The 24,563-nt window shown below is 59.2% G+C and carries 23 protein-coding genes; 6 read left to right on the top strand and 17 right to left on the bottom strand.

All coding sequences use genetic code 11. The features are described from left to right. Positions 1 to 396: 396 nt before the first annotated feature. From V8J63_RS19705 to galE, 6 genes are all read right to left on the bottom strand, one after another. Entirely contained in the window at positions 397 to 2,475 is a 2,079-nt protein-coding gene (locus V8J63_RS19705) for a YjbH domain-containing protein (protein WP_336464518.1), read from the bottom strand. Then, entirely contained in the window at positions 2,472 to 3,233 is a 762-nt protein-coding gene (locus V8J63_RS19700; protein WP_336464517.1) for a capsule biosynthesis GfcC family protein, read from the bottom strand. Before V8J63_RS19700 ends, V8J63_RS19705 begins: the two co-directional genes overlap by 4 nt. Beyond that, complete coding sequence (locus V8J63_RS19695) at positions 3,230 to 3,895, bottom strand: YjbF family lipoprotein (protein ID WP_125918352.1); 666 nt, start codon at positions 3,893 to 3,895, stop codon at positions 3,230 to 3,232. Before V8J63_RS19695 ends, V8J63_RS19700 begins: the two co-directional genes overlap by 4 nt. 12 nt (positions 3,896 to 3,907) lie before the next feature. Continuing rightward, entirely contained in the window at positions 3,908 to 4,969 is a 1,062-nt protein-coding gene (locus V8J63_RS19690; protein ID WP_042609067.1) for a polysaccharide biosynthesis/export family protein, read from the bottom strand. 145 nt (positions 4,970 to 5,114) lie between these two features. Continuing rightward, a complete protein-coding gene (locus V8J63_RS19685) occupies positions 5,115 to 5,351 on the bottom strand; it encodes a hypothetical protein (protein ID WP_016775457.1) in 237 nt (78 codons plus the stop codon). 230 nt (positions 5,352 to 5,581) lie between these two features. After that, positions 5,582 to 6,598: a UDP-glucose 4-epimerase GalE gene (gene galE / locus V8J63_RS19680; RefSeq protein ID WP_016775458.1), complete on the bottom strand. Its 1,017-nt coding sequence runs from the start codon at positions 6,596 to 6,598 to the stop codon at positions 5,582 to 5,584. Positions 6,599 to 6,985: 387 nt separating this feature from the next. On the opposite strand from galE, the gene galU reads away from it, so the two are divergent. Next, the gene (gene galU, locus V8J63_RS19675) at positions 6,986 to 7,819 is read left to right on the top strand and encodes a UTP--glucose-1-phosphate uridylyltransferase GalU (RefSeq protein WP_041477294.1); all 834 of its coding nucleotides are present in this window, start codon (positions 6,986 to 6,988) and stop codon (positions 7,817 to 7,819) included. Positions 7,820 to 7,850: 31 nt separating this feature from the next. Beyond that, entirely contained in the window at positions 7,851 to 8,264 is a 414-nt protein-coding gene (locus V8J63_RS19670; RefSeq protein WP_197891039.1) for a mannose-1-phosphate guanylyltransferase, read from the top strand. A gap of 131 nt (positions 8,265 to 8,395) precedes the next feature. Here the strand turns inward: V8J63_RS19670 and V8J63_RS19665 are convergent, their stop codons facing one another. The 8 genes from V8J63_RS19665 to V8J63_RS19630 form a co-directional block, all read right to left on the bottom strand. Continuing rightward, positions 8,396 to 9,526: an SGNH/GDSL hydrolase family protein gene (locus V8J63_RS19665; protein WP_336464516.1), complete on the bottom strand. Its 1,131-nt coding sequence runs from the start codon at positions 9,524 to 9,526 to the stop codon at positions 8,396 to 8,398. Positions 9,527 to 9,635: 109 nt separating this feature from the next. Further along, complete coding sequence (locus V8J63_RS19660; RefSeq protein WP_024013615.1) at positions 9,636 to 10,682, bottom strand: acyltransferase family protein; 1,047 nt, start codon at positions 10,680 to 10,682, stop codon at positions 9,636 to 9,638. Between the two features lie 12 nt (positions 10,683 to 10,694). Further along, complete coding sequence (locus V8J63_RS19655; RefSeq protein ID WP_016775461.1) at positions 10,695 to 11,798, bottom strand: hypothetical protein; 1,104 nt, start codon at positions 11,796 to 11,798, stop codon at positions 10,695 to 10,697. Beyond that, entirely contained in the window at positions 11,789 to 13,021 is a 1,233-nt protein-coding gene (locus tag V8J63_RS19650; RefSeq protein ID WP_336464515.1) for a phosphoribosylaminoimidazole carboxylase, read from the bottom strand. Before V8J63_RS19650 ends, V8J63_RS19655 begins: the two co-directional genes overlap by 10 nt. Further along, a complete protein-coding gene (locus V8J63_RS19645) occupies positions 13,018 to 14,130 on the bottom strand; it encodes a polysaccharide pyruvyl transferase family protein (RefSeq protein WP_041477306.1) in 1,113 nt (370 codons plus the stop codon). The genes V8J63_RS19650 and V8J63_RS19645 overlap by 4 nt, the downstream gene beginning before the upstream one ends. 15 nt (positions 14,131 to 14,145) lie before the next feature. After that, positions 14,146 to 15,228, bottom strand: coding sequence for a glycosyltransferase (locus V8J63_RS19640; RefSeq protein WP_016775464.1), 1,083 nt, complete (start codon positions 15,226 to 15,228; stop codon positions 14,146 to 14,148). A 40-nt stretch (positions 15,229 to 15,268) separates the two neighbouring features. Next, entirely contained in the window at positions 15,269 to 17,491 is a 2,223-nt protein-coding gene (locus tag V8J63_RS19635) for a polysaccharide biosynthesis tyrosine autokinase (RefSeq protein WP_130887715.1), read from the bottom strand. A 39-nt stretch (positions 17,492 to 17,530) separates the two neighbouring features. Beyond that, on the bottom strand, positions 17,531 to 17,971 hold the full coding sequence (locus V8J63_RS19630; RefSeq protein WP_041477312.1) for a low molecular weight protein-tyrosine-phosphatase: 441 nt from the start codon (positions 17,969 to 17,971) through the stop codon (positions 17,531 to 17,533). A 289-nt stretch (positions 17,972 to 18,260) separates the two neighbouring features. Here V8J63_RS19630 and V8J63_RS19625 point away from each other — a divergent pair, with 289 nt between their 5' ends. Continuing rightward, entirely contained in the window at positions 18,261 to 19,217 is a 957-nt protein-coding gene (locus V8J63_RS19625) for a cellulase family glycosylhydrolase (protein ID WP_125927275.1), read from the top strand. 202 nt (positions 19,218 to 19,419) lie between these two features. After that, positions 19,420 to 20,346, top strand: a complete 927-nt coding sequence (gene tal / locus V8J63_RS19620) for a transaldolase (protein WP_016775468.1) — start codon at positions 19,420 to 19,422, stop codon at positions 20,344 to 20,346. A gap of 197 nt (positions 20,347 to 20,543) precedes the next feature. On the opposite strand, the gene rssC is transcribed toward tal, so the two are convergent. The 3 genes from rssC to V8J63_RS19605 form a co-directional block, all read right to left on the bottom strand. Beyond that, entirely contained in the window at positions 20,544 to 21,026 is a 483-nt protein-coding gene (gene rssC, locus V8J63_RS19615; protein ID WP_122699480.1) for an anti-sigma factor antagonist RssC, read from the bottom strand. Next, positions 21,026 to 22,207 (bottom strand): two-component system response regulator RssB, encoded by a 1,182-nt coding sequence (gene rssB, locus V8J63_RS19610; protein ID WP_217862936.1) that lies wholly within the window; start codon positions 22,205 to 22,207, stop codon positions 21,026 to 21,028. The genes rssC and rssB overlap by 1 nt, the downstream gene beginning before the upstream one ends. 345 nt (positions 22,208 to 22,552) lie before the next feature. Then, positions 22,553 to 23,242 carry an MlaA family lipoprotein gene (locus tag V8J63_RS19605; RefSeq protein ID WP_016775470.1) on the bottom strand — a complete coding sequence of 230 codons (690 nt, stop codon included), beginning with the start codon at positions 23,240 to 23,242 and terminating at the stop codon, positions 22,553 to 22,555. A 199-nt stretch (positions 23,243 to 23,441) separates the two neighbouring features. Between V8J63_RS19605 and V8J63_RS19600 the strand changes: the two genes are divergently transcribed. Both V8J63_RS19600 and V8J63_RS19595 read left to right on the top strand, forming a co-directional pair. Further along, positions 23,442 to 24,062: an HAD family phosphatase gene (locus V8J63_RS19600; RefSeq protein WP_130903106.1), complete on the top strand. Its 621-nt coding sequence runs from the start codon at positions 23,442 to 23,444 to the stop codon at positions 24,060 to 24,062. A gap of 108 nt (positions 24,063 to 24,170) precedes the next feature. Then, positions 24,171 to 24,434, top strand: coding sequence for a DUF4404 family protein (locus V8J63_RS19595; RefSeq protein ID WP_016775472.1), 264 nt, complete (start codon positions 24,171 to 24,173; stop codon positions 24,432 to 24,434). Positions 24,435 to 24,563: the final 129 nt, after the last annotated feature.

Genomic DNA, 24,563 nt, shown 5'->3' with positions numbered 1-24,563 from the left:
GGTAACCAGTATCGACTACAGGTGCGCCCCCGTGGGAGCGAGCCTGCTCGCGAAAGCGGTGTGTCAGGCGATGGCGATGTTGGATGTGTCGGCGCCTTCGCGAGCAGGCTCGCTCCCACAGGGATCAGGGTTAGGGTCGAAAACTGTGCTGTAACACAACCCCCTGTGGGAGCGAGCCTGCTCGCGAAAGCGGTGTGTCAGGCACTGGAGATGTTAAATGTGCCGGCGCCTTCGCGAGCAGGCTCGCTCCCACAGGGATCAGGGTTAGGGTCGAAAACTGTGCTGTAACACAACCCCTGTGGGAGTGAGCCTGCTCGCGAAAGCGTTGTGTCAGGCGATGAAGATGTTGGATGCGCCGGCGCCTTCGCGAGCAGGCTCGCTCCTACAGACCAGCGCTTACTCGGTAATCTTCTCGAAGTTGCGATAGAACATGTCCCCTTCCCGGCTATCCGTCATCGAGTGCAGTTGATAGCTGCGGCTCAGTCTGGCGCCGCCATCTCGGGTCAGTGGCGCCCAGACCAGGTTGGCCCGGCGCATGGTCGACATGCTCATCATTTCGTCGAACGGGATCGACAGGTACAGGCCTTTGTCGAAACTACCTTCACCATATTCGGCGCTACTGGCCGTGGTGATGGTTGCCCAGGCACCGACGCGCACGCCGTTAAAAAACTCGCGCGAGATGTCCACGGTGGTGCCCCAGTCTCCGGCCAGATACCGCCCGACACTGACCGCCGCCAGCGTGTCGAACGGCAGATCGGTATAGCCGGTGATATGCCCGGTCACTACCGAGTAATCGCGCAGAGCAAAGCCCTGATCGAAATCACGCTGGCGCACCCAGTTCAGATCCGCGCCCAGCGACCAGCGCTCGCCGGTCGGGCGGAACAACACTTCCGCACCGACGCCGGCAAACATCGATTCCAGATAGCCACCGTACACCATGCCGTACAGATCCTTGTCCAACTGCTCGGCATGGCTGAGCTGAAACAAGGGCATGGTCGTGTTTGACGTCGTCAGGTACTGGCGCAAATCCGTGCGCACGCGGGGCAATCCGCTCGGCGCGTCGTAGACGAATTTGTCGAAGTTGTTGACCAGGTTGGCGCTGAGCAAACCGCTCCACCAGGTGTTGCGGTTGAAGCGATATTCCGCGTCCGCGTCAGCACTGAATTGATAGAGCAAACCATCCGGGCCGCCGACGTTTTGCTTGAAGCCCAGACCCACGCCATAGCTGAAATGCTGCGGCGCTTCGGTGTAGAGGGTTTTCTCGTTGTGCGGCATCGCCGGGTTGATTTCGGTAGTGCGGTGCAGCGCCTCCAAGGGTTCTTCGTTGTTGATCACTTCGCGGAAGGTCTGGCGCGGCAGGCTGGTTTCTTCCAGCGGCAAGTCATAGCGCTTGTTGACCACGGTAAACCAGTCGATGTCGTCGTTGACGCTGTTGTCGAGAATCCGGCTCGCGCGGCCAACGGCTTTGGACGAATGGAAATAACGCTGCTGCTCGCCATAGACGATCAGTTCGGAATCGCGCTGGCTGATGCGCTCGACCTTGTACCCGGCATTCTGCTGCAAACGCCGCGACACATCGGCCCAGTTGACCTGATCCATCGAGGTCGTCGGCGCCTTCGCCGGCAGCGGTTCGGGGGTCGGATCGTAGGTCTTGGCCGGCGCCTTGCGGCTGACGAAATTGGTGTGAAAGGTCACGCCGAACATCGCCGTGTTGCCCCGCTCCCACGCGGCGCTCAGGTCGATCGAATCCGTCACCTTGAACACCGCGCCGAGGTTGATCGGCGAGTCCTGTTTGATCTCGTTGTCCTTCGGCTCGTTCTTGTAGTCGTTGCCTTCGAATTCAAGCTTCAGACTCAGCCGATCCCACGGCGTCTGGTAGCTCACGCCACCAAACAGCGAAGGCTTGCCACGAAAGTACGAGCCGGAGTTGACGTCACCGGTGCCTTCCAGCGCCGGGCGCGTATCGAAGCGATTGCTGACGTAGCCCAGCGGGTTGTCGAAGTCGCCGCGATTACCGATGTAGCCCCAGGCAATGCCGGCGCTGAAGTCGAAATTGTCGAAGCGCTTGTTGGCGACGAAGAATTCGCTGGAGAACAAACCGGTACCACCGATATCTCGAAAGCCCAGCGCCACTTCCGGCGCCCAGTGGCTTTCCTGCCACAGGCGCACTTTGGCGTCGACCGCCTTGTCCTTGTAGCTTTGACTGCCGCTGAGGGCCTCCGAGCCGTACGGCCGGTTGGTGATCGCGGTGTAGCGGAACGAACCTTCGAGCCAGTCCAGCGGTTGCAACGACACGCTGTAGCGGCTGTAGGGATCGGTGCGGTTGGCATTGACGCTCAGCTCGCCGGCCGGGGCCATGCGCGCCGTCGGCGTCTGCAACAGACCGGCGCCGCCGAAGTCATTCTGGGTAATGCGCGGCTCGGCGTGAGCCAGACCGCAGGGCAATAACAACACAGCTGCAAAACGTAACTTCAACGAACCACCTCGGCCAGCTGCGTGGCAATGAATTCGGCCAACTGCTGATTCAATTCAGGAAGAGGCGGATCAAGATCATCATTTTTTATCGGCACCAGAATCCTGCTGCCGGCCACCGGAAACTGCCCGGACTCGCGATTCCAGTGCGCGATGCCGACGCGCCGCGACACGCCGTTGGGCTGGATCAACCACAGGTAATCGGCCTCGGCATCGTCGAGAATCGAGCAGCCTTCCAGGTATTCGCGGGCCTCCTGCAATGGCTGGTACGGCAAGTGACATGGCTCGGTGACCGCGCCTAACACCTGCACTTCATCAACCCGTTTCGGATAGATCAGCCGATCGCCGTCATCCAGGCGAATGTTGCGCGCAAAGCCGACTTCCACCGCCACCGGATCAAGGTCAGCGATCTGCCGTCCGGTCACTGGCATTTGTCGAACCTCTTCAGCAACGCGCTGTGCCAGTGCCGCGCGGCTTGGCCGATCAAACAGCGTCGCCATGCGTTGCAGGACCTCGAGATCGAACAGCACGCCAACCTTGAGCCGTGTCTGTTCCTCGATCAGCGACTGGCGCAACAAGCCGCCCGCCAGCCAATAGCCTTCGGCATTGGGCACGGCTTCGCTGATCACATCGAACAGGCGTCCACCCGGCGGCAATGCAATCGGCCCGGGATTGGCGACGTCGCCGGACACAGTGACGGCGGCCTGACTCGCCCCTGCGATCAGCAAAAGACCCGCCGCGATTAGGCTTAAGCGCTTCACGGCAGATGCCTGCGATCAGGAGTCAATTGCACCAGCTTCACGCGCAATTGCGAGGTCAGTTGTTGCTCGCTTTGCAGAATGAAACCGTCCCGCGGGTCGACCCAGTAACGGTTGGTTGCGCTGAGGCCGATCGCTGGCGCGTCGATCTGTTCGTCGACGCGCAGCACCGAGTAAGCCTTGTCGAGAATTTCCAGGGTCTCGGTGGCGCGGCGCGAGAAGCGGCTGTTGACGATCACGCCGACTTCCTGGCCCTTGTACAGATCAATCCAGCGCCGTGTGGTGAAACCGTCGGCGACGTGATGCAGACCGTGTTTGAACGGCGAATCATCGGCCAGCCGTGTGCCATCCAGATCACCTTGCAGACCGAGGCCGATGCTGCGCACGGCGAGGCCATCGCGGAGCAGCAACACCTGCTTGCCGGAGGCGACCCAGAATTGCAGGTCTTCGCGCTCGCGCACCAGCGCCAGTACACCTGAGCCGGATGGCGTGGTCAGTTTCAGTTGCGGGTAGTTGACCCCGGCGACTTCGGCCGCTGTCACATCAACCTCGTCGGGGCCGACGACGGCGGCTTTGAGGTTGTTCAGCGATGCGCTCATCAGCGGGTTACAGCCGCACAGCAACGAGGCCGCCATCAGGCAGACGCCCACTTTCAATAGGTTCACAGTCGGGCGGCCTTATTTGCTGTTGTTGCTGTATTCGCTCCAGTTCTTCGCTGCCGAAGCCCCGGTGCCGACAATCGACGCCGACGGCACCAACTGGCTGATGAAACGGTTCCAGCGAGTGACGTTGGCCGGGCCGACGTAGACGACATCCTGCGGCCGCACCTGAAAGTGCGAGGCCAGCGCCATGGCAGTCGGCGATTCGGCTTCGAGCTGATAGATCTTCGCCGGCTCGACGTCGAGATTTTCCACGCCGCGAATCACGTACACCGCGTTGCCGTTGGAGCTGGTCTGACTCAGGCCACCGACCGAACCGAGCACGTCAGAGAGGTTCATGGTCGCGGTCTTGAAGCTCAGCGCGCGTGGCTGGTTGACTTCGCCCATGACGTAGATGCGCTTGTTGTCGTTGTATGGCAGATACAGCTGATCGCCGCCCTTGAGGTAGACGTTCTGCAGTTCGGAATCCTGCTGATTGAGCGAGTCGAGATTGAGCGGATACACCCGCCCGTTGCGCGTCAGCAGCAGGCCCGACAAGTCGGCGTTATTAGTGTCGATGCCAGCGGAACCGAGGGCTTCGACCACACTCAGCGGATTGGTCGAAATCGCTTGCGGGCCGGCCTTCGTCACGGCGCCGGTGACCACGACTTTCTGGCTGGCGAAGCGCAGCACCGCGACGTCGACCTGCGGCTCGGCGATGAATGCCGACAAGCGCTGTTCGATGTCCGCGCGCAGTTGCTGGATAGTCCGGCCGGCCGCCTGGACTTCCTTGATGAACGGGTAATACAGCGTGCCATCGGAGCGCACCAGACGGCCGTTGGCATCGATCTGTTGTTGCGCGCCGGAGGGGGCGGTCAGCTCCGGATGATCCCAGACGGTGATGTACAGCACGTCATTGTTGCCGATGCGATATTCCGCCGGCGTCACCAGCAGCTCCGCCGGCAGCGACTCACGCTTCTGCGTGGCGCGGTTCATGGCGATCAGCTTCGGGGTGATCGGAATCAGCTCGACCCGACTGCTTTCGCTGGCACCCTGGCGGGTGATATCGCTGGTGCTCAGGTACTGGCCGGGGGAAAACATGCAACCTTGCAAAGCGAGACTTGCCAACATTAAAAGATAAACACTACGAGTCATAATGGCACTACGCTATTCAAGGGCGAATCCAAAAAACAAAGTCACCCGACTTGCGTCGGGCGACTCTGTACTGCACTAACAAATGTTCCTGTTAGTTATGCGTGCCGGTTGTACCGGTGGTACCCGTCGTACCGGTGGTACCGCCGTTGGCACTGCCACCGCTGTTGGACGCCGCTACAGCACTGGCAACCATTGCAGTACTGGCCGCGGGCGCTTGCGAAGCCGCCACACTGCCACCTACATTGGTTACCGCTGTCAACGGCGCTTCAGCGGCGGCAGCCCAGTTGCTCAACATCGTCAACAGGGCAACTGCCATCACTTTTTTCATAACAACTCCTTTCTAACATTCGAACTGTTAAAAAACAGATCTGTGTCAGAGCTGGTAGCTTTCAAGTCCGCAAAGAGCGCGAACAAGATCCGTTGTTCTTTCACAGTCCTGTGCAACTGCTAAAGTCGAACGGCAGGTTTATATCTACGGACTTGCAAATGGCATTGCCAGTGTAATTTCCCGACGTTATCTAACAACCTGACTGAAACTAACATCGGACTAAATGGCCATCATCGCGAATAACCATTGGGATGATTCGATTGCCAGCGCCAAGTGTCGGCGACCATGTCCTGCAAGTTGCGCGTGGCTTTCCAGCCGAGTTCTTTCGCCGCTTTCGAAGCATCGGCAAAACTCTCGGCGATATCACCGGCGCGGCGCGGCATCATCCGGTACGGCACCGGCCGCCCGCAGGCCTGTTCGAAGGCATGCAGCACTTGCAGCACGCTGTAGCCATCGCCGGTGCCGAGGTTCCAGGTGTGAATGCCGGTGCGCTCGCTGATCGACTGCAACGCTTTCAAATGCCCGTCCGCCAGATCGACGACATGAATGTAATCGCGCACGCCGGTGCCATCGGCGGTCGGGTAATCGTTACCGAAGATCGACAGCTCGCGCAGGCTGCCGACCGCGACCTGGCTGATATACGGCACCAGATTGTTCGGGATGCCGTTGGGGTCTTCGCCCATGTGCCCGCTTGCGTGGGCGCCGATCGGGTTGAAATAGCGCAGCAGCGCGATGCTCCAGCGCGGCTCGGCGAGGCTCAGGTCGCGCAGCACGTTCTCGACGATCAGCTTGGACTGGCCGTAGGGATTGGTCGGATTGCCCGTAGGAAAATCCTCGCGAATCGGCATTTCTTCAGGCTCGCCGTACACCGTCGCCGAGGAACTGAACACCAGCCGGAACACCCCCGCCGCTGCCATCGCCTGACACAGGGTGATGCTGCCGCCGACGTTGGTTTCGTAGTATTCGAGCGGCTTGCGCACACTCTCGCCCACGGCTTTGAGCCCGGCGAAATGCAGCACGGCGTCGATCTGATGCTCGCGGAAAATCCGGTCGAGCAGCGGCCGATCGCAAACATCGCCGCGAATCATCCATGCACTTTTGCCGCAAATGGCTTCAACGGCGTGAAGTGCTGCGTCGCTGCTGTTACAAAGATTATCCAGAACGACAACTTCATAACCCGCTTCAAGCAATGCAAGTGTGGTATGCGAGCCGATATAGCCGGCACCACCCGTTACCAGAATCTTCATAGCGCGGTCCGTCATTGAATAAATACCCGGTAGCGTGTCAAGCCATGCCTGGTGGATATGCGGAGCAATTCACACAAACAGGGCGACAACAACCTCAAACAAATTTAGTTCAACCACTGGCAATAATTATTTTTGCCGGTCAAACTGTTTGACGGATACTTATTAGCACTCCCTGGACACTTATCACTATCGACAGATACCGACTAAAAATAACTAATAACCAAGTAGTCGACATCTCATAACATTAGCGCTTTTTAACAGCGCAACTAATTGCCAGCAACAACCTGACTCGGGTATTAAAGTAAGCCTTCAATAATCATTGAAACTTGCCGCCACTTTGTGGTGCGCAACCGTCGCCTGTGTTCCATGACTGTCCAGGATACTTTTATGATTCGTAAATGTTTGTTCCCCGCTGCCGGCTACGGCACGCGTTTCTTGCCGGCGACCAAAGCCATGCCGAAAGAGATGCTGCCGATCGTCAACAAGCCGTTGATCGAATATGCCGTTGAAGAAGCACGGGACGCTGGCCTGCAACACATGGCCATCGTCACCGGCCGGGGCAAGCGCGCGCTGGAAGACCACTTCGACATCAGCTACGAACTCGAGCACCAGATCCGTGGCACCGAGAAAGAGAAATTCCTCGCCGGCACCCGCGAGCTGATCGACACCTGCACCTTCTCCTACACCCGTCAGGTGGAAATGAAAGGCCTGGGCCACGCCATTCTCAGCGGCCGCCCATTGATCGGCGACGAGCCGTTTGCCGTGGTGCTGGCCGACGACCTGTGCCTGAACCTCGAAGGCGACGGTGTGCTGTCGCAGATGATCCAGCTGTACAGGAAATTCCGCTGCTCGATCGTCGCCATCCAGGAAGTCCCGGCCGACCAGACCCACAAGTACGGCGTGATTGCCGGTGAGCTGATTTCCGAGGGCATCTACCGGGTCAACAACATGGTGGAAAAACCGGCGCCGCAGGACGCGCCGTCAAACCTGGCGATCATCGGGCGTTACATCCTCACCCCGGACATCTTCGACCTGATTGCCGACACCGAACCGGGCAAGGGCGGCGAAATCCAGATCACCGACGCACTGATGAAACAGGCGCAGAACGGCTGCGTGCTGGCCTACAAATTCAAAGGCCTGCGCTTTGATTGCGGCGATGCCGAGGGCTACTTGCAGGCGACCAACTTCTGCTACGACAACGTGTACCTCAAGGGCCGCTGAGACGGCCCCCCATCACCAGAGGCAGGCAACCATGAACATTGCACAACATTCGACAGAGATTGAACGTGAGGTGGGCAACCTCGGGGTGATGAGCTGGTTGTCGCGCCATCAACCGCTGCCCAGCGCCAATGAGACCTGGCTGGGCACGATTCTGCTGGTGGAGCGGATCGGTGTGTTTCCTGCGTCCGGCGATATACGCCGGCCGATGCGCGATCCTTATCCGCTGCTCGCGCACCTGAAGGCGTTGTATGGCGAACAGGCGCTGGAAATGGACGACCGCGATGGCCTGAAAGTAATCTTCAGCGACTGGCGTTTTCGCATGCGCATCTGCTGCAACGATCCGGCGATCATCATTAATGTTGAAACCCGCTGTGATGCGCGGTTGATGCCGCAGAAGCTCGCGGAATTACTCGAACAAGTCGACAACTTCGCCCCTGCACGATGATCGTTCCCACGCTCTGCGTGGGAATGCCGCCCGGGACGCTCCGCGTCCCAGCGCGGCGTGACGCAGAGCGTCACAGGATGCATTCCCACGCGGAGCGTGGGAACGATCACCGTCGCTCTGCGTGGGAACGATCATTGTCCGCCGCCGTCGCAATGGTCGTTGGCGCCCATGATCCAGCGATAAAAATAATCGGCAATCACCTTCCCGCCCGTGGCCGGCAACGGATGAATCTTGTCCGGGCCAATCATCGCGCTGGCGTAGCGTTTGACGTCGGGGCCGAACGCGCATTGCAGGTTGGCGAAGCCCAAATGCTGCTCCCGCGCCCACGGTTCGAGCACCTGCGCATAGGCCGACATCGGATAAGCGCTGGAGCGCGTGGTGTCCTGACGCATGATCAGGTTGATGCTCGCCGCCGGCTGAATCTCGCGCAACATGCTCACCAGGCCCTGGACGTTTTGCAGGTACTGCGCAGGTTTGACACCGAAGCCCTGATCGTTGCCGCCGAGCATGATCAGGTAAACGTCGGCCGGGATCTTCGACACCACCGCTTTCCATTGCGCCTGCCACTGTCGATCGGCGTGATAGAAATCCGCCGATGCCGCGCCGGAGGCCGCCAGTTTCGACACCCGAATGCCGTTCTCATCATTCGTCATCCAAAGGCCGAACAAAGTGGGCGCGCCCTTCACCACTTCCAGTTTGAATGACCAGTCTGCGGCTGATGGAACGCCGGCTAGCGCGACTTCCTGAACGCCCGAGCCTGCGAGTTTCAACGGTTGCCAGGCTTGCGCGGGCGACCAGCGATAGCGCAGCTCGTCGGCTTCGCCGCTGCCCAGATACAACAGTTTCGCCTGAGTGACCGTGGTATCGATGCGCGGCGAAGGGCTGGCATCGACTTGCAACCAGGCGCCGGGGTTGCCGCTGATCGTGCGACTGTCCGGGCTGGCCTGGCCCAGCTCGGAAACCTTCCAGCCGCCGCCGAAGTATTTGTCGCTGCTGCGGGTGTATTTGAAATGCGTGCCGCCCAGCGCCGCGCCGTGGTTGAAACCGACGTAACCGGGGCCGGCGAAACCCACCTCGGCGGCCACTCGCTGCACCAGTTTGTTCAGATAGAAATCCTGCCCGGCGGTGTAGCTGTCGCCGATCACCGAAACCGCCAACACCTTGCCGGCCTTGCCCTCGCGCCACTGCGCAAAGCGCTGGCGGGCATCGTCTACAGTGATGGCCGTGGTGGCGACGGGTTGAGGGGCGTCTACTGGCATCATTGAATATTTCCTTTGTCCGGGATGGCCCCTTCGCGAGCAGGCTCGCTCCCACAAAAGACCTTGTGCAATTCACACAACCTCTGTGGGAGCGAGCCTGCTCGCGAAGCTTTCAGCTGTTCTGCGTCTGCACCACCGGAGCGACAATCACCGGTGCTTTTTTCTTCGCCGCGCGCTCGCCAAGGAACAGCACCGAAGTGAAGTTGAAACGACTGAACACCATCGCCAACAGCACCGGCCCGAGCAATCCACAACTCAGACCACCAAGCACCAGCAAGCTCTCATCCTTCACGCCGAGGCGCCCAAGGACAAACCGCGAGGTCGCGGCAAACAGCACATGAAAAAGGAAAATTGCATAGGAATACCCGCCGAGCCAGGTCAGCGCTTTCGAGCGCATGTCACTCGACAGCAATGCGATACAAGACACGCACCCCACCGTCAAACCAATCAGGCTGCGGCGATCGACAATCAGCTCACGATCAATCGCCGCGACATACAACAGCGTCAGCGAGATCAGCACAAACAGCAGCGGCCCGATCACTTTGAAACGCTGTTTCAAAACATCGACATTTTCCTGACCGATCATCCCTGCAACAAAAAACGGCAGCAGGTAAATCGCACCGTTGATACCGAACGCATCCAGCGGCAAGGGTGGCAGCAGGAACAACACCGCCGCAAACGCAAACAAACCATACAACCGCGTCGCCGAACGCAGCAGACCGCGCCACTCCAGCAAACCGACGAAGATGAAAATGCTGAACACCGCCTGCAGGAACCAGAAGTGGTTGATCGGCACCCAGAACGACAACAACGCATCGATCACGCCGACGTCCTTGTTCACCCCCGGCCCCACCGCTTGCAGTACCGAGAACGGCACGCCGACGCAGAACAGCGGCACGATCAGCCGCCGCACCTTGCCGGCGAAGAAGGCGGAAAAGTCATTGCCGCGAATCTTGTAGATCGAATAGATGTAGCCGGAGATGAACGTGAACAGCGGCATGCGCACGTACACCATCGAGTCGGCGATGACCCGGAACGGCGAGCCGATGTCGATCTTCAAGCCGCCGCCCAGCGGGCCGATGACGTGATAGAGCACCAGCAGCAGGCACGCCAGGCCGCGCAGGGTTTCGATCTCCAGGGATTTTTTCTTGCTCGACATAGAGCACCTGCCTTAAGTGAGAATTCTTGATTCGACCTGCACCGGTTTGTTCGCGCGCAGCATCAAGCCCAGGCCGACGAACAACACCGGCACCACCATCGAGAAGTGTCGGGCGAAGGAGCCGAAGTCCGGCTCGAACAAGCCTTGCACCAACAGAAACGCCAGCGGAATCGCGATCAGTTCCTTGGGTTTGGTCTGGATCGGCGCGCCCTTGTAGTCGGTCGAAGTGATGACTTTGAACAGCAGCAGTGCAGTCATGATCATCAGCGCAACGAAGATCACCTGCCCCGGCCCGGACAGCAGAATCAGCTCAACCGGGAACGACAGCCGGAAGAAAATGATCATCGAGTCCAGCGCCTGGGAGACGAAGTCACTGCCGCTGAGCCACGAGACGATCAGCGATTTCGAGCCCTCCTCGCCCGCCGTGCGCAGCTCGTTGTTGCTCGCGCGGATCGATGACACCGGAAAGCCCAGCGCCAGCTGAATGGCCATGGCCACCGCCAGATAAAACAGGAACAGCATCAGAAAGAAGGTGAAGCGCGAGACGTACTTTTTCATCACGCAGACGCCGACCCACGACAGCGAAAACAGGATCCAGTACGGCCGGATCAGCACCCCGTAAATCACCGCCGAGAGGAAAAAACCGCCGCGATATTTGCGCGTCAATGCGCTGAGCAGAATGCTCAACACCGCCACCGACACGATGATTTCCTTGGTCAGGTTCTCGAGGAAAAACGAACGCACGATGCCCCACAGGCACAGGGTGCCGAAAATGGTCAGCGGCATGCGCCGAAACACCACCACCGGAATTGCAGTGAGGAAGAAATTGCAGAACATGCCGTAGGCCCAGGCGTTGGTCAGGTTGATCCCGGTGGGCCGCAGCAGGAACGCCGAACATTCGTAGGACGAGCGATCCGGCGAGAACGGGTTCCAGAAATTGCAGTTGTCGGCGCGCGCATATGACGACCACAAGGTCATCGCATCCGGCCCCGGATCACGCGGCACCAGCAACGGCATCGCCACTGACAGAAACAGCCCGGTGAACAGGATCAGAAAGGAAATCGACGAATCGAATTTGCGCCCACGAAACTCGATGCGCGGCAATTTCAGGCCCATGACAGCGCAGCCTTTTTCGCGCCGGTGACACGGGTCAACACTGCAATCACACTGAGCTGCACGACGATGGCGAAAACGTTGCCCCACGCCGCGCCGTAGATCGAGTAATGCTTGATCAGCACATAGCTGACAGGCACCGAAATCAGCAGGCAGAGCGCCGCGCTGGCCAGCGACACCCGGCTGTTTTTCGAGGCAATCAAACCGCCCCAGACAATGTCGCCAATCGCCCGCAAGGCGAAGGAAAAAATCAGCACCGCGAGGAGCGCGTTATCCGGACGCGGCACGCTGGCGGCGACGTAATCGAGCAGCACATTGAAAAACACATAGATCGCCACGGCCACAACCGCAGAGACCACCAGCGAGCGCATCACCCATTTGTTGACGAACAGTTGCTTGACCGTGAATGCCTGCTGATCGGCCTGGAAACGCTTGGCCAGCACCGGAATGCCGACCACCGCCACCACCGCATACGACAATGCCTGCAAAGTGTTGGCCGCTGACCACGCGTACACGTATTTACCGAGGCTGGCGTAGGGCTCGAGGTCGATGATCAGAAAGCGCTCGGCATACTGACTCAGGGCGATCAGACCGGTGCCGAGATAGAACGGCAACCCGGCCTTCCACACCGTCGCGGTGTCCAGCGGCGCGGCTTCGCGGCCCTTGTGCACATTCACCACGATCAAATAACCGGCGACGATCACCAGCACGTTGGCGGCGACCCACAGCCACAACACACTGGCGATGCCCGCGACCCAGCCGAGCACCATGCCGCCCACCGCCAACACCGCCCAGAGGCCGGTCTTGATGAAGAACAGCAGAGCTCCGGCGGTGGCTTTCTGCGCGGAAAACACGAAGGAATTGATTTCGAACGACAGATGTTCGGTGAGCAATACCAGGGTCACGCAAAGGATCAACGTGGCGGTTGCTTCTACCGATTGGAACAGCGAATAGATCAGCACCGTCAGTATCGACAACAACAGTCCCACCGCCAGATACAGCAGCAAAACCTTGTCGACCACCCGCCGCGAACTGCCGCCGACGCTGATCAGCCGGTTGATTTCGGAACTGAAGCCGACGCTGTAGAACTTCGACGCGATCAACGACGCTGCGACCACCACACCATAAAAACCCAGCGCCTCGTAGCCGAGGTAATGGGTGATGGCCAACACCAGCAAGAACTTCGCGCCCAAGGCTCCGCCGCGAAGCAACAGCCGAAATATCATCGAACGACACCCTTGATGATTTCGTCCATGGCCACGGTTTTCGCTTCGATTTCGCGGCAAGTGTCGGTCAGGCGCTTGCCGAAATCCGCCAGCGCATTCGGTGCGTAAACGGTGTTGATGATGGTGTCGACGTCGATGTCGCCGCCGTTGATCACCCAGTCCTCGACGCCCATGTCCTGATAGGCGCCAAAGCCTTTGCGCTCGTAGCTGATGTGATACGCCGGCACGCCGGAGAGCAGCGATTCGATGGCGCCGTGCAGACGCACCGAGATCACCAGGTCCGGTTGGTACTTGGCAATGGTTGCCTTCAGCGACAGCAGATCTTCGTTGATGCCCAGCTCGCGGTAGAACGCGCCGTCATCGTTGCCACGTACGGCGCTTTGCACGGCGCAGACCACTTTGCTTTTGTTCTTCAGACGCTGCAGCAGCAGTTTCAGATTGGCCACGTAGGCGACCTTCTTCTCTTTGCTCCACTCCGGCGGCTTGCGCAGCACCACGCACACCGTCGCCGGCGAGGCGGCGCAGCGGGTGAATTTCGGTTGCTGAAGAATCTTGCTCGCCAGCGACTGCACCGCCAGATCCGGCGCGCGGTAGACGTTTTCGCAAGCATCAAAAATTGCCGAGGAACGGTTGTCGCGAACGAACACCGCATCGGCGCTGGCGTAGTGTTCAACGATCTTGCTGCTCTCGCCGTGGAACGGGCCGATGCTCTGCGGCAGGTACACCGACGGCACTTTGCTGAGAATCGCGGTTTCCAGTTGCTTGGCATGGCCGAGCTTCAGCTTGATGTGCTCGAAGGCGCTTTTCGAACGCATGTAACCGCCGCCAACGCCGACGATCAGATCGGTCTTCTTCAGCAGATCGGCGAGCCCGGCGTAGGACTGATTGAGAAACACCGCTTGCTTGACCCGCCCCAGACCCTTGGCCGCCATCACCGGCGCATCGAAACGCGGGTGCGGCAGGTAGTTGAACGACTCAGGGTCGGACGCCACGACACTGATCGCGGTGTCGTCACCGAAGTTACGCTGCACCAGAGCAATGGCCAGATCGACGAGCAGACCGTCACCGGAGTTGGACGCACTGTAGCCATGCAAAATCGTTACGTTCATAAGCTTGAGTTCTACTTAATAAGTGGGAGCGTGATACAGGTCGTAGGTCTGGCGGATCATCAATGCGGCGCTGAAGCGTTCGCGGACAATGCTCCGGCCTTCGTTGCCGAGGTCGAGCAGGCGCGGCTTCTGGATGATCGTCAAAACATCGGCCAGCGCCTGGTGATCGCCGGACGGAAACACGTAGCCGGACACTTCATTGGTGACCAGTTCCGGCAGCGAGGTGCAGTTGCTGGCAATCACCGGCAGCCCCATGGCCATGCCTTCCAGCGGCACCATGGCAAAGCCTTCCCAGCGACTCGGCACGATCAGCGCATCGGCTTTCTGATACAGCGCCTGCACTTCACTCGGCGTCACCCAAGGCAGGTACTCGACCGAATCCATCGGCGGGCACTCGACCGAATCTTCGTTGACCGCACTGCCAACCACCGTCAGTTTGAGGTCGTTGCGATTGACCTTGGCGTAGGCCTTGAGCAGCACGTCGAAGCCTTTCTGGTAATCCAGACGCCCGACGAACAGCAGATGAATCGGCTCGGCGCCAGCGCTTTTCGGTGCGTCGTCCTTGTGATGAATGCCGTTGTAGATCAGCTTCATGCGCTTGCGCTCGATGCCGAAACGCGCGGCTTTATCCAGCTCGTACTGGCTGACGCAGATGATCACGTCGGTGACTTTCTGCAGCACGCGCTCGATCCACGCATAGACCTTCTGCTTGGTCGGCGAGCTTTCCATCAGGAACGAAAACGCGTGCGGGCAGTAGACGATTTTCGGCTTACGCCATGGTCGCAACAGCACACACACCACACGGCCGATAACTCCGGAAAAGGTGCTGTGCAAATGCACCACGTCGGGTTTTTCCTTGAGCAGCACCTGGCTCAGACGCCAGGCGAAACGCAGCAGCGACGGCACGTTGCGACCACTGCGCGGGAAGGTGCGCACCTGCTGCGGGGCGATGCCGTGCAGCTCCTTGGCCTGATCCTCGGGTACCAGATAGACCAGTTGATAATTCGCTGCGTCGTCTTCTGGGGATGCCGAGATCGTGCGGATCACCGTCGCCACGCCACCTTTGATCGTCTCTGCCACGTGCAGTATTTTTTTCACAGCTCACCCACTTCAAACAGGAAAGAACAATCGGCAACCATCAGGATTTGTCGGACGCGTATTCGTAGTTGTAATAGCCAGTGCCGCCGTAATAGCTGGCCGCACGCTTCTCGACGCCGTTGAACACCGCGCCTTTCAACTCGATGCCGTTCTGGGCGAAGCGGCGAATGGTCAGTTCGATCTCTTTGGCCGGGTTCACGCCGAAGCGGGTGACGATCAGGCTGATGCCGGCCTCGCGACCGACGATGGCGGCATCGGTCACTGCCAACAGCGGCGGCGTGTCGATGATCACCAGGTCGTAGCGCTCGCTGAGTTCTGCCAGCAGTTCGCGGAAGTTGGCGTGCATAAGCAATTCGGAAGGATTGGGCGGCACTTGCCCCCGGCTGATGAAATGCAGGTTGTCGACTTCGACTTTGTTGATCGCCTGCTCAAGGGTGCAGCGCTTGACCAGCAGGTCGGACAGACCGTTGCTGATCGGCGTGTTGAGGGTTTTGTGCAGATGCCCTTTGCGCATGTCGGCATCGATCAGCACCACGCGCTGGCCGCTGAGGGCCATGACCGCCGCAAGGTTGGACGAAACGAAGGTCTTGCCGACCTGTGGGCTCGGCCCGGAAATCATGATGCGGTTGTTGGTCGAATCGAGCCCGGCAAAATGCAGGCAGGTGCGCAGGCTGCGGATCGATTCGATCGACAGATCGGTCGGGTTGCGCAGCGCCAGCAGGTACGCCGGCTTGTCGACGCCGTCGCGGGCGCGGCCCTTTTTGTTGTCCTCTTCTTCCTGCAAGGCGCTGTAGGGAATCGACGCATAAACCGGCAGGCCCAACTGCTCGATGCCTTCCGGGCCTTCAAGGCCTCGGCTGAGGGATTTGCGCAGCAGCACCAGGGCCACGCCGACAAACGCGCCAAGCAATGTCGCGATCAGCACGATCAGTGGTTTTTTGGGTTTGATCGGATTGGTCAGGTCGACATCGGCAGTGTCGATCAGGCGCACGTTGCCGACGGCCCCGGCGCGGACGATGTCGAGTTCCTGGGATTTGTTCAGCAACTGCGTGTAGATCTGCGAAGCCACCTCGACGTCGCGGGTCAGGTTGAGCAATTCCTGCTGAGTGGCCGGCAAGTCCTGAACCTTGCCTTCGAGGGATTTCTGCTGCTGGGTCAATTCGCCGATCTGCGTCATCAAGGCGCGATAGGCCGGATGCTGTTTGGTGAACTTGCGATCGAGTTCGGCCTGCTGCATTTTCAGCTCGGAGATGCGCGTTTCCAGCGCCACCGACTGGCCCAGCACCGACTGGGTTTCCAGCGAGATGTTCACGGTCTTGCCGTGGGTCTGGTAGGCATTCAAGGCGTCGCTGGCCTTGGCCAGATCACGCTTGACCTGGGGCAACTGGCTTTGCAGAAACGCGAGGCTCTGCGCAGCTTCCGCCGAAGTGCGCCGTACGTTTTGCTCGACGTAGAGCGAGGCGATCTTGTTGAGGATCTTCACCGCCTCGGCCGCGTCCGAGCTGGCCAGCGCCAGACGAATGATCCCCGACTCCTTGCCCTGTTCGGAGATATCCAGCGCGTCCTGATAGCCCTGGATAGTCACGATGCGTGGATTGCGCACTACCTGAAAACGCGTGCCGGGGTTGGCCGACAAGTGCGCGATCTGCCCTTCTACACCGTCATTGGCAAACGCCTCGCCGGCGACGCCTTCGGCGAGCAGATTGTCGTTTTCATCGAATAGCTCAAAACGCTGCTGCTCGCCGGCGATCAGGGTGAGTTTCTTGCCGAGCAGGTCTTTCGGCAATTGCAGCCGAGTGAATTCCAGGCGCTCGCCACCCCAGGCATAACTGGTCAAACCGAAACGCGGCGGCGCGACGCTGGTCTCGCTGTCACCGCGATAGCGCCGTGAGAGAAAGCCGCCGATCAACGGGAACGTGTTGGGGGTGACGTCGATATCCAGGCGCAGGTCGTCAACGGTTTTGCCGATCACCGCGCGGGATTTGATGATGCCGATTTCGGTCACCGACGGCGATTGCCCGCCGAGCATGCTGTTGAGGTCGGAGAAACCGAGCATGTCGTTCTTTTTCGGTTCGACCTGCACCAGCGCGTTCGCCAGGTACACCGGCGTTGCCAGAACCGCATAGGCGACGCCGGTGACCATGAAGGCACCGGTCAGCGCGCCGATCAGCCACTTCTGGTCGATCAGGCTGCCGAAGATGCCGAGCAGATCAATACTGTCTTGATCATTGTCGCGGGTGCCGATTACGGACGGTAACTGCATAAGTCTGTTCTTACCATTTACTGTTCTGAAGAAGATTCATCAATGCCCGAGACGCTTTGCCCATGAACTAACAGCATCTTCAATCAATGCGTGGGCATGAATAAACGCGGCTTTGCCTTGACGATACGGATCATGTATTTCGCGCTCGCTCTGCCACTTGCCGAGCAGAAACACTTTGCCTCGGGCGTGCGAGGCAATCTTCAGCACTTGATTGACGTGGGTCTTTTCCATGACCAGGATCAGGTCCGAGTCATTGACGATGTCCGAGGTCAGTTGCCGCGCCTTGAAGGCCTCGGCGCAATGCCCGTGCTCTTCGAGAACCTGCCGCGCCGAGGCCTCCACGCCCTCGCCCACGCGGGCGGACAGGCCGGCTGAGGACACGGTGATGGCGGACTGGCCCAGCGCGTTGCGCAGCAGCAGTTCAGCCGTCGGACTTCGGCATATATTGCCCACGCAGACAACGAGGATCTTTTTGAACAAGTCTTGCTTTCCTGTGTAATATCAAACAGCCAACATGCCGTGAAAGTTAATGAACCCTCTCGACTTTCCTGCACTCAGAAATAGCTTCGCCCTGTTAGTACAGGAACATTAAGTACCACAGCGTTTTAAGCCGCCCCAACCACAATTAGCGGACTAAAAATAACTGTGATTTTCAGTTGCTGTTTTCCTGACAAAAAATAACATTCGCGCACTTAGTGCCATCACCGTTATCGGAAATTGAGTAACGGGACAAATATTCGTAGTTGTCATTCTCTTCAGGAGAGCAGACATGAAAACAGCACAGCGCAATAAACTCGCCGCCCTCGCCCTGATGGCGCTCGGTGCCGCCAGCCAGGTTCACGCCAGTGAGCTGTTCCCCAACCTTCCAGCAAAAACCATCGGCGTGCAGGTGAAGATCCAGAGCTTCACCGCCGCCGATGCCGCACAAATCAAGGCCGCCGGCTTCAGCTTTGTGCGCTTCGGCGTGTGGAGTGACAGCCTCACCGCCAAGACTTATCAGAAACAGGTCAGCGACGCCTTCGCCGCCGCCGCTTCCGCCGGCCTGCCGGTGCTGCTGACGGTGCGCGCGATCAAGGCATTGCCGGCCACTTCGCCAGAGGAGCTGAACGCCGCCGGCGCTAAGTTCGCCAACACCGTGACCGGGCTGGAAAAAACCTGGAGTTCGCAATTGGTGGCGATCGAAATCTGGAACGAGCCGGATCTGGAAACCTATTGGCCGACGCGCAATTTCGATACCACCTTCGTGCCGTTCATGGCTGGCATGTGCAAGGCCTTCGAAGGTCAGCCGCAGACGACGCCACGGGTCGGTTTCGGCTTCGCCCGGCCGCCAAGCGCGGGCTCGGCGTCAACGGTGGCGATGAAAAGTATCGTCAGCGATTACCCCAAATGCCTGAACGCCGTGTCCTATCACCCTTACGGCATGACCGCCACGCAGATCAGCAACGCACAGACCTTCATCCAGCAGAACTTCAATCTGCCGGGGGTCATCAGTGAATGGGGGGTTTCGGCCCTCGCCTCCAACGGTGGTCCCGAGGGGCAAGCGACCAAGATCAACGCGTTTATTACCGACGTTAAACGCCTGAATATTCCCCTGACGTCTATCTATGAATGGCGGAACAGTGATTCCGGCAGCAACGATCGCGAGAAGAACTTCGGCTTTCTCACCTCTGACGGCCAGCCAAAACCGGCGCGCTTGTCGGTAGAAGGTCTGTTGAACGCTGAGTAAGCCTTGGGCAACCGGTCTGTTCACAGGTCGGTTGCTTTGAACCTGTGGGCTGTTTTGGCATCGTATTCAGCGACACCGCGCCCCACCTTTCAAACAATCGTTTTCAGGTTGTTGCCGCAGGGGCCATCGATCCACGAATGCACCCTTGAGTGCCCGTCAGCGCTCGGGTAATGTCTTCAGACCCATAGGATAGAGCACGCCCATGACTTCCAAGCTGGAACAACTCAAACAGTTCACCACCGTGGTTGCCGACACCGGCGACTTCGAAGCGATCGCCCGAGTCAAACCGACCGATGCCACCACCAACCCTTCCCTGCTGCTCAAGGCTTCGGCCATTCACGGTTACGCCGAACTGCTGAACGATTGCGTTCGCGACTGCAAGGGCGATGTCGGCCTGGCCAGCGACCGTTTCGGCGTCGCAGTGGGCAAGGAAATTCTCAACGTGGTTCCGGGTCGCATCTCCACCGAAGTGGATGCGCGCCTGTCCTTCGACCAGGATGCGATCCTCAAGCGCGCGCATCGTCTGATCGAGCTGTACGACAAGGCCGGCGTCGGCCGCGACCGCGTGCTGATCAAGATCGCCTCGACCTGGGAAGGCATCCGCGCCGCCGAGATCCTCGAAAAGGAAGGCATCCAGACCAACCTGACCCTGCTGTTCTCCTTCGCCCAGGCCGCCGCCTGCGCCGACGCCGGGGTGTTCCTGATTTCGCCGTTCGTGGGCCGTATCTACGACTGGTACAAGAAGGCCAACGGCAACGACTACACCGGCGCCGATGATCCTGGCGTGCAGTCGGTGACGCGCATCTACAACTACTACAAGGCTAATGACTACAAGACTGTGGTCATGGGCGCCAGCTTCCGTAACATCAACCAGATCGAACAACTGGCTGGCTGTGATCGCCTGACCATCAGCCCCGAACTGCTGGAGAAGCTCGCCGCCGATACCGGCAAGCTGGAACGCAAACTGGCACCGGGCAATGCCGGTGAAGCGCGTCTGAGCCTCAACGAAGCGCAATTCCGCTGGTTGTCCAACGAAGACGCGATGGCCACCGAGAAACTGGCTGAAGGCATCCGTCAGTTCGCCCGCGATCAGGAAAAACTGGAAGCATTGCTGCAGGCCAAGCTGTGATCTGAGTTTGTAGAATGCAAAAAGGGCGAACCTTCACAGGTTCGCCCTTTTTCATTCTGCATTGAGAGGCGCGTTGACCGAACTGAAACCTTCGCGAGCAAGCTCGCTCCCACAAGGGGATTTGTGATCGAACTGATCCAGTGTGGGAGCGAGCTTGCTCGCGAAGAGGCCAGCCCAGACACCATCAATTCACGAGATCAGTGTCTTTCCAGCGCATTCACCAGATCATGAAACGCTTCACGATTGGAATCGTTCAGGCCCATGAGAATCTTGTGCGCTTCCAGCACCTTGACTCGCACCACTTCTTCGGATTGGTCCTGATCCGGCAGGTCGTCCAGGCACTCCGGGCACGGCACCGGGTGGTTGACGATGTTGAACACCTGCTCGAAGCCCATCGATTGCAGCAGACGGGTGATGTCTTCGTGGGTGGTGACAACCGTCGGCAACAGGCCGACCTTCTGCCGCGACAGGATCGACAGTTTGGCCAGCAGGCCCAACGTCGTGCTGTCGATGCTGCGGGTTTCGGTCAAATCGATCACGATCGCGTTGAAATTCGCCGCGGTGAAGATTTTCTCAATAGTCGCATCCAACGCCGAACACAGGGTCAGGCGGACTTCACCGACGAACTTCAGCACGAAGGTGCCGCCCTGCTCGGCGAACTGGATTCTACCGGTACTCATTAAAGATTCCTGCTCAACACCAACAGGGCGATATCATCCGGCATCTCCCCTAGCGTGGCCAAACCAAACACTTGCCGCAGACCATCCAGGCTGCCGCCCGCTGACTTCACCCGTTCGGGCAAAGCAGCCTCTTTTTCTTTGAGCGTTGCTTCCGGCAAAAGGTCCAGAATGCCATCAGACATCAGCGTCAGGCTGAACGTCGGCGGCAGCTCAAGCACGTGGTCTTCGTAGGTGGCTTCATTGAAAAGGCCCACCGGCAGGCCACGGCCTTCGAGATAACGAACACTGTCAGGCGTGTACAACACAGGCAAAGGCAGATGGCCGCCAATGCTATAGGTCAACAAACCGGTCTCCTCGTCGATGACTCCACCGACCATTGTGACGTGTTTACCCAGCTTACAACTGATCAGTCCCCGGTTGATATGACCGAGCACTTCCGAAGGCTTGAACTCCGGCAAGGTACCGCTGCGTTTCGATTCGAAGAGCAAACGCGTGGTCATGAACTTCAGCAGCACGGTGACGAAGGCTGATGACGCGCCATGCCCGGAAACATCCGCCAGATAAAACGCGACCCGGCGCTCGTCAACGCGGAAATAGTCGACAAAATCACCCGACAGGTACAGCGACGGGATGATCTGATGGGCAAAATTGAATTCGTCAATGCTCCACGGGCTTTCCGGCAGCATGTTCATCTGCACCTGGCGACCGGCGTTCTGGTCTTCCTGGAGCAGGTTCAGGCTGGCTTCGAGCTCGCGGTTGGCCTTTTCCAGCTTCTCGCTGTAGCGCTGGTTTTCCACCAGCAGCCGCGCACGATCCAGGGCCCGGCGCACGGAGTGCTCGAGCACAGCCAGATCTTCGAGAGGCTTGATCAGGTAATCCGCCGCGCCCAGGCGCAGGGCCTCGACCGCGTCGTTCATCACCCCGGCACCCGAGACCACGATCACCGGCGTCTCCGGTGAGCGCTCGGTGACCTGACGGATCAGTTCGAGACCGCCCATCTGCGGCATGCGCAGATCGCAGATGACCAGATCGGGCTCGTCTTGCTCGAATACCTGAAGACCCTGTTGACCGTTGCCGGCCTGCAGGACGCTGAAACCACTGTCTTCCAGATAGGCCGCGAGGCTCGCGCGCACTACCTCGTCATCATCGATTATCAGCAGCGTGGCACTGGTTTTTGGCATGTGGGCAAACGGCGCCAGAATTAGGTTGGCGTAGTGAGCGGGGCATCGGCCCTGCGCAGACTACTGGATTCGCTTTCTAGCCTCTCTGTTGCAGCGCTTTCAAGCATTCGCCTGGCGCGCGGTTTTAAACAGAGGTGCCCTTCTAAGGCGCAGACGGTACTCCCATCCGCAGAGCGTTTCAAGCATGCGCCGATTGTCGCTTGACGACTTTGTTTGTCAAATCACCGGGAGTTATAAGAACCGCTCCAACGGTAACCCGATGGAAGGTAGTGGCAGTCGCAGGCGACGCTCTGGCGCGGACAAAAAAGGCGACCCGAGGGCCGCCTTTTTCATCACCGGTCGAAATCAGAAATCGTCTTCGACCTGACCGTCCTTCACCTTGAACTCGCGGTTCTGCAGGTAAGCGTTGCGGATGAAGGTGTATTTGTCGCCGCTGATCAGCTTCTCGCTCGACAGCAGGCTGGCGCGGGTGTCGACGATGTTCAGGCCGAAGATCGAGTTACGCGTCGGCACGTGGTCGATGTAGCGGTACGCGCCGGTGAAACTGTCGACATATTTCGACGGTGCGTCACGCAGGGTGCTCGGCCCCATCAGCGGCAGCATCACGTACGGGCCGCTGCCCACGCCCCAGTAACCGAGGGTCTGACCGAAGTCTTCGTCGCTGCGGTTCAAGCCCATCTTGGTGCCGACGTCGAAGAAGCCGAGCAGACCGAAGGTGGTGTTGAAAATCAGTCGGGCGGTATCAACGCCCGCTGCAGCCGGTTTGGCCTGGAGAATGTTGTTCGCCAGGTTGGTCACGTCACCGACGTTGCGGAACATATTGTGAATGCCGTCTTCAACGAACTGCGGGGTGATGAACTCATAACCCTGCGCCAATGGCTTAAGCGCGTAGGTGTCAACGAAGTCGTTGAACTGGAAAATCGGCCGATTGACGCTTTCCCAAGGGTCTTCTTCGGTGGCCGCCTGGGTGGCGAACGGCGCCAGCAACAGGCTGGCACATACACTTAGCTGAGTGAGCGAAGGGCTCCAGCGCATAGAAAAACTCCTTGGATTCGATACTGGCGCGGTCCTCTCGGCCCGGGCATTAAGGCCGCTAGTATAAGCGTAAACGGCGATTTGGGCAGTGCGCCGCTGCAAGGATATGCAGGAAGTTTCCTACGCAGGCTTTCACCCGCCTGTCATGCAACTGTCACCCCAGCGCCCTAGTCTTGAGCGTTATTTCAGGGACGTTGCCATGACTCACGCCGAAACCTTGCCCGTCGCCGCGCCCGGCCTGACTGCCGTGCTGTTCGGCCTGAGCGGTTGCCTGGTGGATTTCGGTGCCCGCGCCGCGCAAGAGCTCAACGCCCAGCCGGAACATGCCAAAACTACACCCGGCGCACTCGATAGCCTGAAAAGTTTGCAGCGCCAGGGAATTCCCTGCGCGTGGCTCGACGAATTGCCCGCTGCCCTCGCTCAGCCACTGGCCGCCTCGCTGCCAGACTGGATCAAACCGACGCAACATTCAGCAACAATGAATCCATGGCCAGCGCCCAACGCGTGCTGGCAGGCGTTGATGAGTTTGAACATCGACCGCCTCGACGGCTGCGTGCTGGTCAGCGGTGAGCCGCGCCTGTTACAGGCCGGTCTGAATGCCGGGTTATGGACGATTGGCCTGGCGTCCTGTGGCTCGCTATGCGGCCTCAGCCCGAGCGAGTGGCAGGCTTTGTCACAAAAGGAACGCGAAAAGTTGCGCGGCAAGGCAACCGTGCAGTTGTTCGGCCTGGGTGTGCATTCGGTAATCGATCATCTCGGCGAACTGGACGCCTGCCTCGCAGACATCAGCCTGCGCCGCGCCAAAGGCGAAAAGCCCTGATCGGCGTCATGCAGGTTTACCGAGAGTGGATTAATCTAAAGGTCAGCCATAGACCTTTGGCGCGTGGCTGCGGTCAATGCCAGTGCCTATTGATAAAAGGAAACCACCATGCCCGCCCAAGAACTGCAAAAACAGCTCGATACCCTGCGCGAGCAGCTGGAACACAATCCACCGCTGTCGGAAGCCGAGCGTGAGGATCTGCATGCGCTGATGGCGCAGATCGAATCGGAAATCCAGCTGGAAACTGCCACCCAGGACGCGAGCATCGCCGACGGCGTGAACCTGGCGGTCGAGCGCTTCGAAGTCGAACACCCGGCGATCGCCGGCACCCTGCGCAATATCATGAATACGCTGGGCAGCATGGGCATCTGACGCCCCGCCGCACAAAAAAAGCCCTGCCAGCGATGGCAGGGCTTTTTCATTTGCAAAATGTGCATGCAAGCCCTTGTGGGAGCGAGCCTGCTCGCGAAGGCGTCGTGTCAGTCGACATCATCGTTGAAT

This window comes from Pseudomonas sp. CCNWLW23 (assembly GCF_037095675.1).
Classification (GTDB): Bacteria; Pseudomonadota; Gammaproteobacteria; order Pseudomonadales; family Pseudomonadaceae; genus Aquipseudomonas; species Aquipseudomonas atacamensis.
The sequence above is the reverse complement of the archived record's forward strand: the minus strand, read 5'-3'. Positions and strand labels throughout refer to the sequence as shown.

Coding starts and splice junctions, on each gene's coding strand:
- V8J63_RS19625 (WP_125927275.1), top strand. CDS start 18,261: ATGAAAACAGCACAGCGCAATAAACTCGCCGCCCTCGCCCTGATGGCG.
- V8J63_RS19670 (WP_197891039.1), top strand. CDS start 7,851: ATGAACATTGCACAACATTCGACAGAGATTGAACGTGAGGTGGGCAAC.
- V8J63_RS19655 (WP_016775461.1), bottom strand. CDS start 11,798: ATGGGCCTGAAATTGCCGCGCATCGAGTTTCGTGGGCGCAAATTCGAT.
- V8J63_RS19685 (WP_016775457.1), bottom strand. CDS start 5,351: ATGAAAAAAGTGATGGCAGTTGCCCTGTTGACGATGTTGAGCAACTGG.
- V8J63_RS19600 (WP_130903106.1), top strand. CDS start 23,442: ATGACTCACGCCGAAACCTTGCCCGTCGCCGCGCCCGGCCTGACTGCC.
- galE (WP_016775458.1), bottom strand. CDS start 6,598: ATGAAGATTCTGGTAACGGGTGGTGCCGGCTATATCGGCTCGCATACC.
- V8J63_RS19605 (WP_016775470.1), bottom strand. CDS start 23,242: ATGCGCTGGAGCCCTTCGCTCACTCAGCTAAGTGTATGTGCCAGCCTG.
- rssB (WP_217862936.1), bottom strand. CDS start 22,207: ATGCCAAAAACCAGTGCCACGCTGCTGATAATCGATGATGACGAGGTA.
- V8J63_RS19665 (WP_336464516.1), bottom strand. CDS start 9,526: ATGATGCCAGTAGACGCCCCTCAACCCGTCGCCACCACGGCCATCACT.
- tal (WP_016775468.1), top strand. CDS start 19,420: ATGACTTCCAAGCTGGAACAACTCAAACAGTTCACCACCGTGGTTGCC.
- V8J63_RS19595 (WP_016775472.1), top strand. CDS start 24,171: ATGCCCGCCCAAGAACTGCAAAAACAGCTCGATACCCTGCGCGAGCAG.
- V8J63_RS19645 (WP_041477306.1), bottom strand. CDS start 14,130: ATGAACGTAACGATTTTGCATGGCTACAGTGCGTCCAACTCCGGTGAC.
- V8J63_RS19690 (WP_042609067.1), bottom strand. CDS start 4,969: ATGTTTTCCCCCGGCCAGTACCTGAGCACCAGCGATATCACCCGCCAG.
- rssC (WP_122699480.1), bottom strand. CDS start 21,026: ATGAGTACCGGTAGAATCCAGTTCGCCGAGCAGGGCGGCACCTTCGTG.
- V8J63_RS19650 (WP_336464515.1), bottom strand. CDS start 13,021: ATGATATTTCGGCTGTTGCTTCGCGGCGGAGCCTTGGGCGCGAAGTTC.
- V8J63_RS19635 (WP_130887715.1), bottom strand. CDS start 17,491: ATGCAGTTACCGTCCGTAATCGGCACCCGCGACAATGATCAAGACAGT.
- galU (WP_041477294.1), top strand. CDS start 6,986: ATGATTCGTAAATGTTTGTTCCCCGCTGCCGGCTACGGCACGCGTTTC.
- V8J63_RS19660 (WP_024013615.1), bottom strand. CDS start 10,682: ATGTCGAGCAAGAAAAAATCCCTGGAGATCGAAACCCTGCGCGGCCTG.